This is a genomic window from Erwinia sp. GW821-FHT03D09, assembly GCF_059420805.1.
Genome location: NZ_JBWKUK010000003.1, coordinates 16,666 through 33,388 on the forward strand (window position 1 = coordinate 16,666; position 16,723 = coordinate 33,388).

At 51.7% G+C, this 16,723-nt stretch carries 16 protein-coding genes, 1 tRNA gene and 2 pseudogenes; 13 read left to right on the forward strand and 6 right to left on the reverse strand.

The window, feature by feature from the left end:
- Positions 1-2: 2 nt before the first annotated feature.
- From AC07U6_RS03275 to AC07U6_RS03285, 3 genes are all read left to right on the forward strand, one after another.
- A complete protein-coding gene (locus AC07U6_RS03275) occupies positions 3-950 on the forward strand; it encodes a hypothetical protein (RefSeq protein ID WP_494763295.1) in 948 nt (315 codons plus the stop codon).
- Positions 951-1,129: 179 nt separating this feature from the next.
- The gene (locus AC07U6_RS03280; RefSeq protein ID WP_494763294.1) at positions 1,130-1,561 is read left to right on the forward strand and encodes a hypothetical protein; all 432 of its coding nucleotides are present in this window, start codon (positions 1,130-1,132) and stop codon (positions 1,559-1,561) included.
- A gap of 443 nt (positions 1,562-2,004) precedes the next feature.
- A complete protein-coding gene (locus AC07U6_RS03285; RefSeq protein WP_494763293.1) occupies positions 2,005-2,409 on the forward strand; it encodes a hypothetical protein in 405 nt (134 codons plus the stop codon).
- Positions 2,410-2,808: 399 nt separating this feature from the next.
- On the opposite strand, the gene AC07U6_RS03290 is transcribed toward AC07U6_RS03285, so the two are convergent.
- From AC07U6_RS03290 to AC07U6_RS03315, 6 genes are all read right to left on the reverse strand, one after another.
- Positions 2,809-5,172 carry a DUF5906 domain-containing protein gene (locus AC07U6_RS03290; protein WP_494763292.1) on the reverse strand — a complete coding sequence of 788 codons (2,364 nt, stop codon included), beginning with the start codon at positions 5,170-5,172 and terminating at the stop codon, positions 2,809-2,811.
- 111 nt (positions 5,173-5,283) lie between these two features.
- Complete coding sequence (locus tag AC07U6_RS03295) at positions 5,284-5,484, reverse strand: helix-turn-helix transcriptional regulator (protein WP_494763291.1); 201 nt, start codon at positions 5,482-5,484, stop codon at positions 5,284-5,286.
- A gap of 108 nt (positions 5,485-5,592) precedes the next feature.
- Entirely contained in the window at positions 5,593-6,462 is an 870-nt protein-coding gene (locus tag AC07U6_RS03300; protein ID WP_494763290.1) for a hypothetical protein, read from the reverse strand.
- Positions 6,463-6,553: 91 nt separating this feature from the next.
- Positions 6,554-7,831: a tyrosine-type recombinase/integrase gene (locus AC07U6_RS03305; protein WP_494763289.1), complete on the reverse strand. Its 1,278-nt coding sequence runs from the start codon at positions 7,829-7,831 to the stop codon at positions 6,554-6,556.
- A gap of 185 nt (positions 7,832-8,016) precedes the next feature.
- Positions 8,017-8,091 (reverse strand) — tRNA-Arg (locus AC07U6_RS03310).
- A 69-nt stretch (positions 8,092-8,160) separates the two neighbouring features.
- A complete protein-coding gene (locus AC07U6_RS03315) occupies positions 8,161-8,691 on the reverse strand; it encodes a formate/nitrite transporter family protein (RefSeq protein ID WP_494763288.1) in 531 nt (176 codons plus the stop codon).
- 271 nt (positions 8,692-8,962) lie between these two features.
- Between AC07U6_RS03315 and ccmA the strand changes: the two genes are divergently transcribed.
- From ccmA to mlaA, 10 genes and pseudogenes are all read left to right on the forward strand, one after another.
- Complete coding sequence (gene ccmA / locus AC07U6_RS03320) at positions 8,963-9,580, forward strand: cytochrome c biogenesis heme-transporting ATPase CcmA (protein ID WP_494763287.1); 618 nt, start codon at positions 8,963-8,965, stop codon at positions 9,578-9,580.
- Positions 9,580-10,239: a heme exporter protein CcmB gene (gene ccmB, locus AC07U6_RS03325; RefSeq protein ID WP_494763286.1), complete on the forward strand. Its 660-nt coding sequence runs from the start codon at positions 9,580-9,582 to the stop codon at positions 10,237-10,239. The genes ccmA and ccmB overlap by 1 nt, the downstream gene beginning before the upstream one ends.
- Positions 10,240-10,320: 81 nt before the next feature.
- A complete protein-coding gene (locus tag AC07U6_RS03330; protein ID WP_494763285.1) occupies positions 10,321-11,064 on the forward strand; it encodes a heme ABC transporter permease in 744 nt (247 codons plus the stop codon).
- Positions 11,061-11,294, forward strand: coding sequence for a heme exporter protein CcmD (gene ccmD / locus AC07U6_RS03335; protein WP_494763284.1), 234 nt, complete (start codon positions 11,061-11,063; stop codon positions 11,292-11,294). The genes AC07U6_RS03330 and ccmD overlap by 4 nt, the downstream gene beginning before the upstream one ends.
- Positions 11,291-11,773 (forward strand): cytochrome c maturation protein CcmE, encoded by a 483-nt coding sequence (ccmE, locus tag AC07U6_RS03340; protein ID WP_494763283.1) that lies wholly within the window; start codon positions 11,291-11,293, stop codon positions 11,771-11,773. The genes ccmD and ccmE overlap by 4 nt, the downstream gene beginning before the upstream one ends.
- Positions 11,770-13,722, forward strand: coding sequence for a heme lyase CcmF/NrfE family subunit (locus AC07U6_RS03345; protein ID WP_494763282.1), 1,953 nt, complete (start codon positions 11,770-11,772; stop codon positions 13,720-13,722). The genes ccmE and AC07U6_RS03345 overlap by 4 nt, the downstream gene beginning before the upstream one ends.
- A complete protein-coding gene (locus AC07U6_RS03350; protein WP_494763281.1) occupies positions 13,719-14,276 on the forward strand; it encodes a DsbE family thiol:disulfide interchange protein in 558 nt (185 codons plus the stop codon). The genes AC07U6_RS03345 and AC07U6_RS03350 overlap by 4 nt, the downstream gene beginning before the upstream one ends.
- Before the next feature lie 26 nt (positions 14,277-14,302).
- Positions 14,303-14,668 (forward strand): annotated as a pseudogene (locus AC07U6_RS03355) (cytochrome c-type biogenesis protein); the annotation flags it as partial.
- A gap of 219 nt (positions 14,669-14,887) precedes the next feature.
- A pseudogene (locus tag AC07U6_RS03360) lies at positions 14,888-15,859 on the forward strand (tetratricopeptide repeat protein); the annotation flags it as partial.
- 20 nt (positions 15,860-15,879) lie between these two features.
- Positions 15,880-16,641: a phospholipid-binding lipoprotein MlaA gene (mlaA, locus tag AC07U6_RS03365; RefSeq protein WP_494763280.1), complete on the forward strand. Its 762-nt coding sequence runs from the start codon at positions 15,880-15,882 to the stop codon at positions 16,639-16,641.
- Positions 16,642-16,723: the final 82 nt, after the last annotated feature.

Consider the following 16,723-nt stretch of genomic DNA (forward strand, 5'->3'; position numbering starts at 1 on the left):
GCATGATGTCAGTTAACGATAAAGTGTTGAGGCTCGCCTTCCGGGGCGAATGGTACGCTCTGTTACCGATTCTCCGTGATTATCCTCATCTGATTAATATTCCCAGCGAATCGAAAGGTTATACACCGCTTCATCAGGCTGCATGGCATGGGGCTAATTTATCGGTTATTGGCGAATTGCTAATACTTGGCGCAGACCGAGGTGTGACAACGAACACCAAGCGGCAGACGGCTTATGAGGTTGTTGTTGAAAAGCACCAACGGCCTGATCTGGAATACCTTCTTTTCCCGCAAAAAGTGACGATTGCGCAAATTATCAGAAAAGTGGTGGCCGCTGAGCCACAGTTATTTGATGCGTATGACGGAAATCAGATTTTGGTCGATAAGCTGATAGTTGCTTTAGGTGTGGAAGTTCGCCCAGATAAAGTGGATGAGCTTGAACACAGACTACACCACCTCTTTTTTGCATTAACTGGGCAAGCTATAAGTGCCGCAGAAATCATTAACTTTGGCGCAGCACAAGGCTTTTCGTTTGAAGTTAATCCCGCATTTTTCAGGCAAACATTTTTCCCGCTTATTTGCCGTACTGCTCAAGTAGAAGATAGCCTTGTGGGGAGTGAGTGGGCCACTGTATCCGATCTATTTGAACCTTCCCCCACTCAGTGGGGATTGCGAGGCGACCTCTTCTTGTGGCTAGAGATGCGACAAGCCTTATGCCTAGTGAGCCTACCAGACGATACAGATGATTTAGCGAGTATTATTTCGGCAGCGTTTCAGGTATTAACCGGAAAATCGTTGGTTAACCGTGTCGGTGACAGCGATTTCTTTGTTGAACGCTTTAGCCGTGGTGGAATGTCTTCGGGATATGTTTCTTCGCTGTACTGGCTCAACGAGTTCATTCCACAATTACAAGCTCGTCTGTCCTGGTTGAAGGCAGCCCGGTTAATTTAACCGCGCCACACATGATGCTTTTTTTTAATGAGCTGCTGTCACAGATTTACTACTTTTCATTGTGTGTCACAGGTGAGCAGATTAAGTATCTAAAATCCCCGTAGTTGCTGTTGGGGCGGTGCATTCACTTCAAATTTGATGTGATTATTGAAAATATTATTAATCACTTCGGGGGCAGTATGACGACAGCAGAATTAGGGCAGTTAAAGGTATTTGAGAAACTAATGAGCCTTGGAGCTAGGAATGTCGCCGTCCAGAAAGAGGGCAGCAAGTCTTTTATCAAATTTGATGCTCCGAACGGTAAAACATACAAAGTGACCACCAGAGCAAAAACATCAGGAACCTGGCAAACCACCACGAACTACGGTGCCCCATGTGCATTGGATAAAAATGACAATGAATTCTGGGTGTTTATCGATCTTTGCCGAGAACCAAATATTTTCTATATCGCGCCATTATCTTGGATCAGGAATGATATCTATGAAGCTCATCAGGTCTATCTGGAAAAGCATGGCGGGCATCGTGCTCAAAACGATGAGTCAACTCATCACTCCATTTCAGTAAAGCGCATTAATGGCTGGGAAGGTAAGTGGGCGCAGATAGGATTTTAAGGAAATCGAGTTTGTTATTTCTTATTAAATGATGAAGTTCCAGCGTCGGGGCGTTGCTAATACACCCCTAGTGGTACAACGCTGGGTTTTCACTGACCTTCCTACCGTAGCCAAGGTATCCTCAAAAACTCAAATGGATATCCTCCCCGCCGAAATGGTCGATCCCGCGACTTCCCAAAACTCATACCATGCAATCTGTAGGTTCATCTTTGAGTCGAAAATGTCAGATCCAGTGATTTTTATTGATAGTTTTAAACGATCAAATTACTGATATTGATCGTTTTTATGATTTGTTTAATCGATCGATAAATTGCATTTGATAGTTGCAATATATCAAAATAGGGTTTTCGATCGAAATAAACGATATGATGTTTTTAAAAATTAATTTCATTCTATTGGATAGCGATCCTCTAATTGAACGTATAATTTACAAAGACTAATCTATGAAAAATACTGTGATAGCTCTCATTATTACTGCAGCCACCGCTGCTATAAGCGCAGGTGGATACGGGATCTACAAAAATCATGCTGAAAAACAGATGAATGATGATATTAATTTATTGGTATCACGCCAGTTATTAACCAGTGTGGTCAGCTTTAACAGTGCTCAAAATAATCTCCAGGCAGGATTAACCTGTAGTGTGAAAGTATTCTTTGAGTCGAAAAGTGACGGTAACTATTATCTGACACGTTTTGATATCAAAAGGGGTGACAAAGAGTTTTGCCAGCAGGTGAAATCACAGCTTTGGAATGCTCAAAGTATTGGTTTCCAGCATATCGAAAAAATCGTATTTGATGTGACATTCAAAAATAACACACCTTCTGAATCTCATTTCTCACAAGAATAAATAAGTAGGTGAGAAACAGGGTTTTCAATGGGAAAGCCGTACCACGTGTACCGCATACGGGGAAATCAAGATGTGGCGCGGCTTGCAGACGGTACATGTCATATTTCTACCTCCACATCACCACTACCACTCGTGTATAGCATCTCATATGCCACCATGATTTTTTCTACATAGCTTTCGCCAACTCATACGGGGCGCGTAAGCTAAGATGAGCTGCATTGCCCCGATGATGTTTCTACTTCAATTCAATCAGAAGAACACTTTCTTGGGTAAATTTGGTACATCTTTGGTACAGGTGATGGAAAAGCTATGTCAGCATATTTTAATGATTAAAAAGGATTTTTCTCTGAGTAGTACAGGTGGTACAGCTACAATACGGTTTCATTATGAAAAGGTCTTTTAAAAAACGTTGTATCCACCCATTCCAATATGCTGCGCGAATGCTTCCTGAAGCGCATCACTATTGGGAAGTTCATAGACAATACCGTCGCCACGACCACGGCGACCTGAGCTCTTTAACTTCATACCGACCATTGCTTTCCCTACTAGTGTTCTGGCCGCTGCGGCTTGGCGTGCATCTCCCTGTTCCTGAGACCAGCTCATAAATTTTTCAACCAGGCTTGATACTGGTATACGGGCCGCCCCGCCAAAGGGCCTGTCCTTCATTATTTCTGTATAAAGAAACAGATTCACGCCGGTTAAACCCTGCAATATCTCTTCTCGTAATGCGCTGGTTTGTGGGGCTCGGTGACGGTCAAATGCTTGCAAGTCATAATGCTGCAAAAGGTAAAGTAATTTCCCGGCTCCGCCATCATTCACCCAATTATGAAGACGGTCAAAGTAGTCTTTGACCTGCACTTTTGTTGGGTCAGGTTCCAGGACCAGGTAGCGCCTTTCACCTATTCCGGCCACCAACGTCTGCGTGCTATTGCTCGCAAATATTAGCCGAGCAAAGTTAGGCATAGGTTCAGCATCTATCCCCTTACGCTCAAGGTTCAATGATGTCTCACTGATAATTCCCTTTAATCTGTCCGCTTCTACCCGATTGCGCACCGTCACCTCATCTGCAAATATTAGAAGCTTGTTCGCCATTGTGGAGTTAAAACGGCCTGCAATTTGCCCGGCTCCGTTGATGTGGGCCGCATACTGCCCCATTATTGCAAGCAATGGCTTGACGGTCGTTCCTTTACCGGTTCCCGGAACTGACTTCATTACGATAGCTACCGACGGTTTCTCGTCAGGTTTTTGAATTAGATGCGCTAGCCAACCTAAAAGATATTGATATGCAATGCTATCCCCTGCGCAAATAACATGTTTAAGATGTTCTGTGTAGGGGGAGCAGTCACCATCAGTAGGTGAAACTGGCAACCCGGAAAAAAGATTAAATACATCGGGCGGACATTTTTTAACATTAGGATAAAATCCTACCCCACCTGGTTTGTAATTTTTCCCCGGCCAGCTTAGCCAAGCTGATCCGGCGGACTTTTTCGCAATTTTCGGAGTGTGGAAGAAATAATTTCGAAATTGAGATAGATCCTCAAATGCATGAGTCATTCCATTTACCTGACAAGGTTTAAGTGATACCACCCTATGTTTACCTCCAATGGTGACATGCGTATAAGAACGGTTAATTTCGTTAAGGGCTTGTAGTTCTTCAGAGGTCAGTGCCTCTCCGTTGCCCAGTTCTGAAACTGACTCCGCACCGCTGACGGTAAAATTGTTGTGCTCAATATCTTGCTGCTTTGATCTCATGCTTTTCTCCTGTGTCTGGTACATCGAACTGATGAATGCGAGTCTTGCTTCAACCAGTCCGTATTGTTGGTGGTAGTCGTTCCAGTCGGCTTTATGGTGTGTCGGAGGTATAGATACCCAACCATTCACTTTACAAGCCGCCTTATCTGCGAAAACTATTCCTGTATTGCTCTTGCCGCTCTGCAGATCGTTATCGGCGGCGATGATGATTTGCGCCTGTGGGTGTTTTTTACGCATGCTTACTGCAACAGGTAAAAGGTTACCCGCGTCGATTGCACATACCGCTAGTGCATCAGGACACATCAAGTGAATGGACAGTGATGTTGCCAGTCCTTCGGCAATGGTCACTTTCTGAGGCTTATCTTGTGGGTTGATGACGTGATATGCCCCTCGCTTGGCTGAACCAGTCAACAGTCGCTTTTTTCCATTAACTGAGATGGTCTGCGCAGCTACGACGGTGCCGGATTCATCCACCAGCGACATAAGTAGTGATCCATCGTTGAGGAGAGGAAACGAAATGTCGGTCAAACCTTTAACCATCAGATAGTCTGACTTGCCCATAACTGTCTTTTTACACATTCTGGCGTATAGGCTGGAGAACGTAGCCCGCCTCTGAGCTGTATCTGCTAGCGCCTGCTGCTGGCGCTCCAACTCACTTGGCTGGCGACTTCCCTCCAATAGCGTCCGTATCTGGCTAGATGTTGTCGAATCTGATTTTGTTGTTCGGAAATCAATTCCCAGCACATCAGCAGCCATTCTTGCAGCCTCTATGGTGTCGCAGTTATTCACCCTCATAATTAGGTCTAAACCATCCCCTGCGCCGCACTGGTTACAGATAAAGCTACCGCGCCCTTCATCATCGAAACGGAAGCGATCCTTACCACCACATGCCGGGCAAGCAGAGTGCCTGCGAGGTGAATCTGGAACGTTAATATTTAGACCTGCCAGCACAAAAGGCCATTGCCCAGCAGCGATGCGAGCTACTTCTCGGATGAGATCAATGTTACGCATCGGATGCTCCTTTGCTGTGTTTGAAAATTAGGGCACTACTGTTTTTAGCGTGAGTTTGGCCGCTGGCGATTAAGCCAGAATTTTTTAATTTCATGGTTTTACTCCAGGGGATTAGTTATGTTTCTTAGCTTCCAGCCAGGCGCGGATCTCTGCTGCATCGTAAACAGTGACGCGTTCAGAGAGGCGAATTGATTTCGGGAAATCAGGTTTGCTTGTTTCCCAGCGCCATAGGGTAACAGTGCTAACTTTTAAAAAGTCAGCTGTAGCTCGTGGGCGAGCGTGTCCTGAGTGGGGATAGATTTGTGTAATCATAGGTTTCACCTGCCATGTTATGTCGCTTGTGTAATCAACATGGCAGATGGTAGATAACAGCCGGATAGAGTGAAATGCTGAGTAAGTTTACTCAGCAGTCGAGTAAGCTTACTCAGTAGCTTTTTCTGCTTTGATTATTCCGCTAAGTATTGTGGAAATTTTTCTCTCGGATCTAAGTTTCAAACCGCCATAATCATTTTTACGCGCTAGGGTGGCTTTTACCCATTTATTGAGTAGTAATTTCCCATTTTTAGTGCATTCATCCGGATAATGTTCACGAACTTTCATGGCAACCTGTTCAACTTCTTGTCGGTTGCGTTCGTGTCTGTCAGTTTGTGCTATTGAAACTGAGCTGACAGGAATAACCTTAATTTCACGCGTCTTGCTTGTAAAATAACTCTCCATTGGTTTACCTGAGATAGCCGATGTCCATATTTTTTCGATATCGCTCCTCGTAATTAGGAGATCTTTTAACTCAAGGGTGACATCTTTCGTTCCTTGGTAAAAAAATAACGCGTAGGTTAGGTTATTTGGAATGTTTGCAGGGTTTAATGTTTTATATCCGGTGCTGAATGATTTTGTTATGGTTATGCTGTTTTTTTCATCCACTGACCCATTGGTTATAATCCATAAGTCACTAATGTTTCCATGAAATCGAAATTCATCAATTGATGCAATATAGCCCTTGTCATTTACATCGCCCAAATTGCGTAGAAATTGAGAGCCATAAACTCCAAGATCGTGCATGATATATTGAGATTTATTGTATTTTTCTATTTCAGTGCTATCTATTTGTTCACGTAATTGAACAGAAAAAGAACCTGCCATATTTTCTGGCTTAAATGCTATTGATATAGCACCTATTTTATTCCAATGAATTAGGTCTTCACATTCGCAATTGAGCAACTTAGCAGCTCTTTCGAATGAGCAGTATTCTAAAGGCGCAATTCTATTTTCTTTCCAAACGTTGCTATCCATCAAGTTACCTTCGTGCGCACCTGATGAAAACTGAAGCAGACAGCAGGTGTTACTGTTTTTCGCCTGTTTGGGCTAGCTTCAGTTTTTCTGGTTAACTACCAACAACACGTAATTTCTTCATGTCGTATGGCGCAACATGTTTATCAGCGTTTGCTTCCAGATAGTCTGACCACCATTGCATCATTCGACGACGTTCCTGCATGTGCTGCGCCAAATGAACATACGCCGCCCGTACTTCGTTACGTTCCTGGTGGCTCATTTGCCGCTCAACAGCATCCCGTGACCATAACCCTGATTCAGTCAGTGCAGAACAAGCCATTGCCCGGAAGCCATGTAGGCAAACGTCAGTTTGGGTATCATAGCCCATAGTACGAAGTGCTTTGTTAACTGTATTTTCACTCATTGGTTTATAAGGGTTGCTATCACCGGGAAAAATTAACGTGTATTCCCCACTGATGCTCTTGATCGATTCCAATACTTCAATTGCTTGAGAGGACAGCGGAACAGAGTGTCCGCCGCCCATTTTTGCGCCGCGTTCAGAGAATTTCACACCCTCAATGGCCTCTCGCTGCCCAGGGATGGTCCATGTTGCAGTTTCAAAATTTACCTCATCCCAGCGAGCATGGCGAAGTTCACTCGAACGGACAAACGTATGAAGCGAGAGTAACACAGCGAGCTTGGTAAGTGGTCTGCCCGTATACGTTACAGTTTTATCCATCAGCTCTGGTAGGCGATCTAACGCAAGGGCAGGGCGATGCTTAGTTTTGGGGCTCGTTAAAGCACCTTTCAGGTCATGGGCTGGATTATATTCGACAATGCCACGTTGCACTGCATAGCGGAAAACGCTGCTCATCGTTGTCTTAACTCTGCCCGTTGTAGCACCGATGCCTTGTTCGTTCATGCTGATAAGCAAAGGTAACAGATCCCTTGTTTTTAAGCTGTCGATGGGTTTTTTACCTATGAGAGGAAAGATGTGGTTTTCCATCTCCCTCAATATCTTATTACGGGTGATCTCTTTCCACTCAGGATGCCCCATAGTTCCACCGTGCCACTCACGGGCTATAGCTTCGAAATTCGGCGACGTTGGTTCAGTGCTTTCAGCTTTTTTTACTTCACGTGGATCTTTGCCGTCGGCAAGAAGCTGTCTGGCTTCATCTCTGCGTTTACGTGCTGTTGTCAGTGGAACATCCGGATACACGCCCAGTGCTAATGTCGCCTGCTTACCAGCAAAGCGATAATTCATGCGCCAGTATTTGCCACCGGTCTTTTTGACCAACAGGTACAGACTGCCGCCATCGGTTAATTTGTAATCGGCATCTTGTGGCTTGGCATTCTCAATCTGTTTGGGTGAAAGCTCATTTATAGCCATAAGTGGCATCCCTCAAGAGGTAATTGATGGTATCTGGATATCGAACTGGCAGATACCATCACTTATACCATCAGAGTGCTGTAATGTCATGAAGGTAATTGAAAGCTGTGCAATGGTAATGGGTGATGAAAGCCTTGGTATTGCTGGCGTTGTGAAATGAACTGAAGTGGTGTGAAATATCTCAATGGTGTCCCCTGCAGGAATCGAACCTGCAACTAGCCCTTAGGAGGGGCTCGTTATATCCATTTAACTAAGGAGACAGCGGCGGGAGTATAGCGCAATTCCTGCCGCAGATTAACTACTTACCGAACTGACTGCGCATTTTACCATCAATTTGCCGTGTCGCCGCGCTGCCTTTCCCTCTCGCGCTTCGCCTTTGCTTCCGCCTCGGCTTTGGCTTTGTTACGCATATCGTTGCGGATTTGCGCGTGGCTGAGCAGGGCAAAAATAAAGGTGCCACCGATGATATTGCCGGCCAGCGTCGGCTTATGTATTACCGGCAGCACCGCCGTCACGGTATTCCCGGTAAACAGCTGCTGGCGTGCCATAATCACGATAATAAAGCCGAAGGTGTAGCCGAGGTTCTCCAGCAGAAAACCGCCCGGCACGTCGTGCAGATTAACCTGGAAAATGCCCTTCGCCATCAGTGAAGTCCCCATCGAAATCCCGGCGGCGATGGCTGAAAACAGCAGCGCCAGGCCGTCGCGCTCCAGCTCTTTTCCCCCTCCTGGCATCTGCTCGTGAACCGCGGCGGCGCGGGAAGGCAGCACCTCATCATCGACTTCAATTTCCTTTCCCTGTTCGCTCTCTTCGCTTTCAACTTCATTTTCAGCGGTTCCATCATTTTGCTTATTGGTCATATTTCCCCCGGAGGTAAGGTTACATTCTGTTAAGCGTAGTGGCGTTTTTTATCTGGCAGAGGCGCAGGAGATGAAGAGAAAGCAGGGAACAGTACGATGTCATCTAATCAGAAGAGTAACAAAGCTTTAACTGCGACGTTTTCAGATGTAAACCGAGGCAGTAATAGTGAATTAACCTGGAGTTAGTATGGATATTTTCCCTGTGTGCTTCCCGGCAGCCATCAGGCCTGTGATATGATCCATCGCCCTGTATTTGATGTGTGAATTTCCCATGCTGTCTGCCAGAAATCTGACCTGTATGCGCGACAATCGAACGCTGTTTAGCGGGCTGAACTTTACCGTTTCTGCGGGGGAAATTGTGCAGATTGAAGGGGACAACGGTGCGGGGAAAACCTCTCTGCTGCGTATTCTTGCCGGGCTGAGTCGGGCAGATGAGGGAGAAGTGCTCTGGCAGCAGCAGAGTATTTGCCGGCAGCGTGAGGCTTACCATGCCGGCCTGCTGTACCTCGGGCATCAGCCGGGGGTGAAGGCGATCTTAACCCCGCTGGAAAACCTCCGCTTCTACCATGCGGATTGCCCGCAGGCGCTGCTGTGGCAGGCGCTGGAGCAGGTGGAACTCACCGGTTATGAAGACGTTCCGGCGTCACAGCTGTCGGCAGGCCAGCAGCGGCGCGTGGCGCTGGCGCGGCTGTGGCTGACCCGGGCCCCGTTGTGGATACTCGATGAGCCGCTGACCGCAATCGATCGATCCGGGGTCGAGACGCTGATGACACGGTTTACCCGCCACACGGCAGAAGGCGGTGCGGTAATTCTGACCACTCACCAGCCGCTGCCAACCGGCATGCAACGGATCGGCACCGTACGGCTGACTCCACCGGAGGTGATCTGATGTTCTGGCGCGTGCTGAAACGGGAGCTGCAGATTGCGTTCCGTAGCGGATCGGAAGTGATGAATCCGCTGTGGTTCTTTTTGATTGTCATCACCCTGTTTCCGCTGGGGATCGGGCCGGAACCTCAGCTGCTGGCGCGAATTGCGCCGGGCATAGTGTGGGTGGCCGCGCTGTTATCGTCACTGCTGGCGCTGGAGAGGCTGTTTCGCGATGATTTCATTGATGGTTCACTGGAGCAGCTGCTGCTGATGCCCGCGCCGCTGCCGCTGACCGTGCTGGGCAAGGTGGCTGCGCACTGGATGATCACCGGCCTGCCGCTGTTGCTGCTCTCACCGCTGGCGGCGCTGTTGTTGTCACTGGATTATGCCAGCTGGCGGGCAATGGCATTAACCCTGCTGTTGGGCACGCCAACGCTGAGTTTTCTCGGGGCTATCGGCGTTGGGTTGACCGTCGGACTGCGGCGCGGCGGCGTGTTGTTAAGCCTGCTGGTTCTGCCGCTGGCCATCCCGGTACTGATTTTTGCCAGCAGTGCGATGGATGCCGCAGGGCAGGGGCTGCCGATTAGCGGCTATCTGGCGATCCTGGGCGCGCTGCTGGCCGTCAGCTCTGCTCTTGCACCGTTTGCCACCGCCGCCGCGCTGCGGATCAGCGTGCAGTAACAGGGGGATAAGTTAAACGATGGCGCGGCGTGTCCGGGATGAAGGGTGGGGGAATTTTCTTTTATTATTAGCAGGTTAATTATGTTGAAATGGATTCATCAACTTAGCAAGCCGGAGCGGCTGTATCAAATCTGCGGCCGTTTTATTCCCTGGTTTGCGGTCGCCGGTGCGATAACGTTGCTGCTGGGGTGGGCGTGGGGGTTCGGTTTTGCCCCGGCGGACTATCAACAGGGCGACAGTTATCGCATCATTTATATCCATGTGCCCGCCGCGATGTGGTCGATGGGCGTCTACGCCGCTATGGCCGTCGCCGCGTTTGTTGGTCTGGTGTGGCAGTGGAAAACGGCCGATCTCGCTGCCGCTGCTATGGCTCCGACCGGTGCCGTATTTACTTTTATCGCTCTGGTTACCGGCGCGGCGTGGGGAAAACCGATGTGGGGCACCTGGTGGATCTGGGATGCGCGACTGACTTCAGAGCTGGTGCTGCTGTTCCTGTATATGGGGGCTATCGCTCTGCGGCATGCATTTGACGGCAGCCGCGCCGGTGGGCGAGCCGCCGGGCTGCTGATCCTCGTTGGTGTGGTGAATTTGCCGATTATTCACTACTCGGTCGATTGGTGGAACACCCTGCATCAGGGCTCTTCCGGCGTGATGCAGCAGGCCATCGATCCGAGTATGCGCACGCCGCTGCGCTGGTCAATTCTCGGTATGCTGCTGGTCTTTGTCACTCTCACGCTGATGCGTCTGCGCAACCTTCTGCTGTTGAGTGAAAGCCACCGGCCGTGGGCCGTAGCGATCGCGATGAAAGGAGGACGCAGAGTATGATCCCGGCATTCTCCAACTGGCAGGACTTCTTCGCCATGGGCGGCTATGCCAGCTATGTCTGGCTGGCGGTGGCCTGCGCGCTGCTGAGCCTCGGTGCCCTGATCCTCAATACCGCGATTCAGCATCATCGCCTGCTGACGGCGATCCGCCAGCGTGAAGCACGTGAAGAACGTATTCGTGCGGCAAAAAGCAATAAAAACCGCCCCGCATCGACAGGGGAACCATCATGAATCAACGTCGTAAAAGCCGCCTGATCCTGACGCTGGTGGTGCTCGCCGGTCTTGGCATTGCCACGGCGCTGGTGATGTACGCGCTGCGCGCCAATATCGACCTGTTCTATACCCCCAGTGAAATTATCTACGGCAAAGGGGAAGCGCAGCTGAAACCTGAACCGGGCCAGCGGCTGCGGGTTGGCGGCATGGTGATGCCGGGTAGCGTGAAGCGCGATCCCCATACGCTAAAAGTATCGTTCCAGCTGTATGACAACAGCGGAGTGATTAACGTCAGCTATGAGGGCATTTTGCCGGATCTGTTCCGTGAGGGGCAGGGCGTGGTGGCACAGGGCGTGCTGGAGAACAGCCGCCACGTGCTGGCGAAAGAGGTGCTGGCGAAGCACGATGAGAAATATACGCCGCCGGAGATTACCGAAGCGATGAAGAAAAATCACCTGCCCTCTGTTTCTGCTACGCGCCAGGGAGGCCAGCCATGATCCCGGAAATCGGCAGTTTCCTGCTGTGCCTGGCGCTGGGCGTCTCCCTGTTGCTGATTATCTATCCGCTATGGGGCGTTGCCCGCCGGGAGGCGCGCCTGATGTCGCTGGCGCGGCCTTTGGCCGGTGCGCTGTTTGCCTGCGTTGCCGGTGCTTTTCTGATTCTGGTACATGCCTTTGTGGTCAACGATTTCAGCGTGGCATACGTGGCGGCTAACTCCAACAGCCTGCTGCCGGTCTGGTATCGCGTAGCGGCGACCTGGGGAGCGCATGAGGGATCGCTGCTGCTGTGGGTGCTGCTGCTTAGCGGCTGGACGCTGGCGGTCGCTCTGTTTAGCCGCAGCATGCCGCAGGAGGCTATCGCCCGAGTACTGGCAGTGATGGGGATGATCAATCTGGCGTTTCTGACGTTTATTATCCTGACCTCTAACCCGTTTATCCGCACGCTGCCGGACCTGCCGATTGACGGTAACGATCTGAACCCGATGCTGCAGGATATCGGGCTGATCTTCCATCCGCCGCTGCTGTATATGGGCTACGTGGGCTTCTCGGTGGCCTTCGCGTTTGCCATCGCGTCGCTGCTGGCCGGTCGGCTGGATACAGCGTGGGCCCGCTGGTCGCGAACGTGGACCCTCGCCGCCTGGGTATTTCTGACCATCGGCATCGTGCTGGGATCGGCCTGGGCCTATTACGAGCTGGGCTGGGGAGGCTGGTGGTTCTGGGACCCGGTAGAAAACGCCTCGCTGATGCCGTGGCTGGCCGGAACGGCGCTGCTGCATTCGCTGGCGGTAACCGAAAAGCGCGGCGCATTTAAGGCGTGGACGATACTGTTGGCGATTGCTGCCTTTTCGCTCAGCCTGCTGGGGACGTTCCTTGTGCGCTCCGGCGTGTTGGTTTCGGTGCACTCCTTCGCTTCCGATCCGGCACGCGGTATGTTTATCCTCGCCTTCCTGGTGATTGCCATCGGCGGTTCGCTGCTGCTGTATGCCATCAAGGGTGGGCGGATGCGAGGCAGAGTGCAAAACGAACTCTGGTCGCGCGAATCGTTTCTGCTGGGTAATAACGTGCTGCTGATCGCCGCCATGCTGGTGGTGCTACTGGGTACCATGCTGCCGCTGGTGCATAAGCAGTTGGGGCTGGGCAGTATCTCCATCGGCGAGCCTTTCTTTAATACGCTGTTTACCTGGCTGATGGCGCCACTGGCGCTGATGCTGGGTATTGGGCCGCTGGTGCGCTGGCGGCGTGACAATCCGAAAACGCTGTGGAAAAGGCTGCTTGTTGCCGCGTTGACGACCTGCGTGCTGTCGATTCTGCTGCCGTGGCTGATGCAGGACCGGATTGAGGCGATGACCGTCGTTGGCCTGCTGATGGCGATCTGGGTGATTGTTCTGACGCTGATGGAGCTGCACGAGCGCGCAGCCCATCGCCATGGTTTCTTCAGGGGACTGCTGCATCTGTCGCGCAGTCACTGGGGCATGGTGTTTGGACATCTCGGTGTGGCGATCACGGTGATAGGCATCGCCTTCAGCCAGAACTACAGCGTGGAGCGTGACGTCAGGATGAAGGCGGGAGAGTCGGTGGATATCCATAATTATCATTTCACATTTCGCGCGCTACACAGCCTGCAGGGCCCGAACTATTCTGGCGGCGTTGGCATTATCGATGTTACCCGCAACGGCGAGCGGGAAGCGACGCTGTATGCGGAAAAACGCTATTACAGCGTGGCCCGCATGATGATGACTGAAGCCGCGATTGATGGCGGTTTCACCCGCGATCTTTATGCCGCGCTGGGGGAAGAGCTGGAGGGAAATACCTGGGCGGTACGTATTTATTACAAACCTTTTGTGCGCTGGATCTGGTTTGGTGGCCTGCTGATGGCCGCAGGTGGCGTGCTGTGCCTGCTGGACCCCCGCTACCGTTCGCGCAAAAAAGCGCCGGAGGCGGTATGAGCAGGAAAATACTGTTTATCCCACTGTTCCTGTTTCTGCTGCTGGCGGGCGCGCTGCTGTGGCAGTTAAGCCGCAACGCCAGCGGCGACGATCCCACCCGTCTTGAATCCGCGCTGGTGGGTAAACCGGTGCCGGAATTCCGGCTGGAGTCTCTGGAACTGCCGGGGAAAGTGTACGACAGATCGGTGCTGTTGACCGGTCAGCCGCTTCTGCTAAACGTCTGGGCGACCTGGTGCCCGACCTGCAGGGCGGAACATCAATATTTAAATACGCTGGCAGCGCAGGGAGTGCGTGTGGTGGGGCTGAACTATAAGGACGATCGCCTGAAGGCGATGAACTGGCTGAATACCCTTGGAAATCCCTACACCCTGAGTCTGTATGACGGTGACGGTATGCTGGGGCTGGATCTGGGCGTGTATGGCGCACCGGAAACGTTTCTGATCGATGGCAGGGGGATTATCCGCTATCGCCACGCCGGGGATATGAACGAACAGGTCTGGCGGGATGAACTGAAGCCGCTCTGGCAGCAGTACAGCCGGGAGGGCGGTCAGTGAAGCCATTTCTGATTGCGCTGGCACTGATGCTGTTGAGTGCCAGTGCGCTGGCGGACAGCATCGATACTTATCAGTTTGATTCAGTCAACCAGGAGCAGCAGTACCGCCACCTGACTGAATCACTGCGTTGTCCCAAATGCCAGAATAACAGCATCGCCGACTCTAACTCGATCATCGCGGCGGATATGCGCCTTAAAGTCTACGAACTGCTGCGGCAGGGGCATACCCCGGAGCAGATTAAGGTGTGGATGATCGACCGCTACGGTAACTTTGTTTCGTATCAGCCGCCGGTACAGCTCTCCACGCTCATTCTGTGGGCGGGGCCGGCGCTCTTTGTTGCCATGGGGGCGCTGATTATTGTGCTGCGCGGCAGGCAGCGTTTAAGTGCAGATGAAGCCGAAGCAGGAACCGGAACCGCGAGTCAACGCGTGGGAGACAGACACTGTTACGACGTTGGTCAGCTGGAGCCGAATGCCGAAAGCCAGGCGCCGGGGTTCGCGCTAACGTTGTCCCTGCCGGGCGCGTCAGGCCTGGCGGATGACGGGCTTATGTCGCCCACTCAATTAGATCCTGCCAGCCGGAACCGTGTCCTGACAAAGCCGCCGCCCGCCCGTTCACTTAGCCTCTGGGCTCTGCTTCCCGGTGGCGTGCTGCTGGCGGTGATCAGCGTGGGGTTTTATCTGAAAACCGGCGGTCTGTCGCAGGTGCTGGCCTGGCTGCAGGTAAAAAGCGATCTGCCCGTGCTGCGCAGGCAGGTGATGGACCCGCAGGCCGCGCCGCTGAACAGGGAACAGCTGGCGCAACTTGCTCTGGGGATTCGCAGCGAGCTGCAGCAGGAACCGCATAATCTGCACGACTGGATGATGCTCGGGCGGCTGGGTATGGTGCTTAACAATGCCGCCATCGCCACGCAGTCTTTCGCCCGTGCCCTGCAGCTGGCACCGGATAATCCCGAAGTCAGGCTGAGCTACGCCGAGGTTCTGACGCGTTCCGACGATCCGCAGGACAACCGCCAGGCAGAGACGATGCTGCGTGATATGCTGAAACACGACGGTAACAATCTGCGCCTGCTGGGGTTATTGGCATTTAATGCCTTTGGCCAGCAGGATTACACCGCAGCCATCGAAGCCTGGGATAAGATGTTGGCGCTTTTACCGGCTAAAGATGCGCGTGTTGAGGTCATTCGCCGCAGTATTGAGCAGGCCAGAAGCGCATCGGGTCAGCAAAGCAGCCATCTGGCGATTCAGGTAAATTTGTCGTCGGAGGCAGAAAAAATGTTACCGGAAGGTGGAGTGTTGTATATTTCTGTTTCTGACGGAACCACTCCAGTTCCCGTTGCGGTGAAACAGTTGCCGCTGAGCCATTTTCCTCTATCGCTCACGCTGGATGACAGTAACGCAATGATGCCGGAGCGCTTGCTATCAGCGCTGCATCAGGTGCGGGTTCGCGTACGTATTTCGCGCGACGGCAGCGCCAATCCTCAACCCGGTGACTGGTTCGGGCTGAGTGAGGTTACGCCATTCAACGGTCAACAGCAGCTTGCGGTCACAATCGATCAGCAGGTGGCAGGCGATAATCCATAAACCAGTACAGGGAGAAAAAAATGAACTATCGCCTGACGGGCTTAGTGCTGGCAAGCGTAATGATGGTGGGCTGTGCCAGCTCTAAGAACGCCGATGATCCTCAGGGACGTTCCGATCCGCTGGAAGGCTTCAACCGGTCAATGTTCAACTTTAACTACAACGTGCTGGACCCGTACGTCCTGCGGCCCGTTGCGGTAGCATGGCGCGACTACGTGCCGGTGCCGGCGCGAAACGGCCTGGGTAACTTCTTCAGTAACCTTGATGAACCGGCCTCGATGATCAACTACTTCGTTGAGGGCAACCCGTATAAGGCGATGATCCACTTTAACCGTTTCTTCCTGAACACCCTGTTGGGGATGGGCGGTCTGATTGATGTGGCCAGCATGGCTAACCCGAAACTGGCGAAAGAAGAGCCGCGGGCCTTCGGTAGCACGTTGGGCCATTACGGCGTGGGTTACGGCACATATGTGGTTGTACCGGGCTACGGCGGCTTTACGCCTCGTGAGGATGTCGGTGGCATTGTTGACGATCTCTATCCACCGCTGTCATGGCTGACATGGTGGATGTCCGCCGGTAAATGGGCTCTGGAAGGCATTGAGACCCGTGCGCAGCTGCTGGATTCCGACTCCATTCTGAGCAATTCGAAAGATCCTTATGCCTTTATGCGTTCGGCTTACTTCCAGCATCATGATTTCCTTGCCAGCGACGGCAAGCTGATCCCGCAGGAAAATCCGAATGCAGCGGCGATTAAAGACGAACTTAACGATATTGATGCGCCATAATTCTCGCGCCGCATAACCGTTTTCGCACTGCATAGTAAAAGGCCCGCCGGAAAACCAGCGGGCCTTTTTTCATGCTGAATGG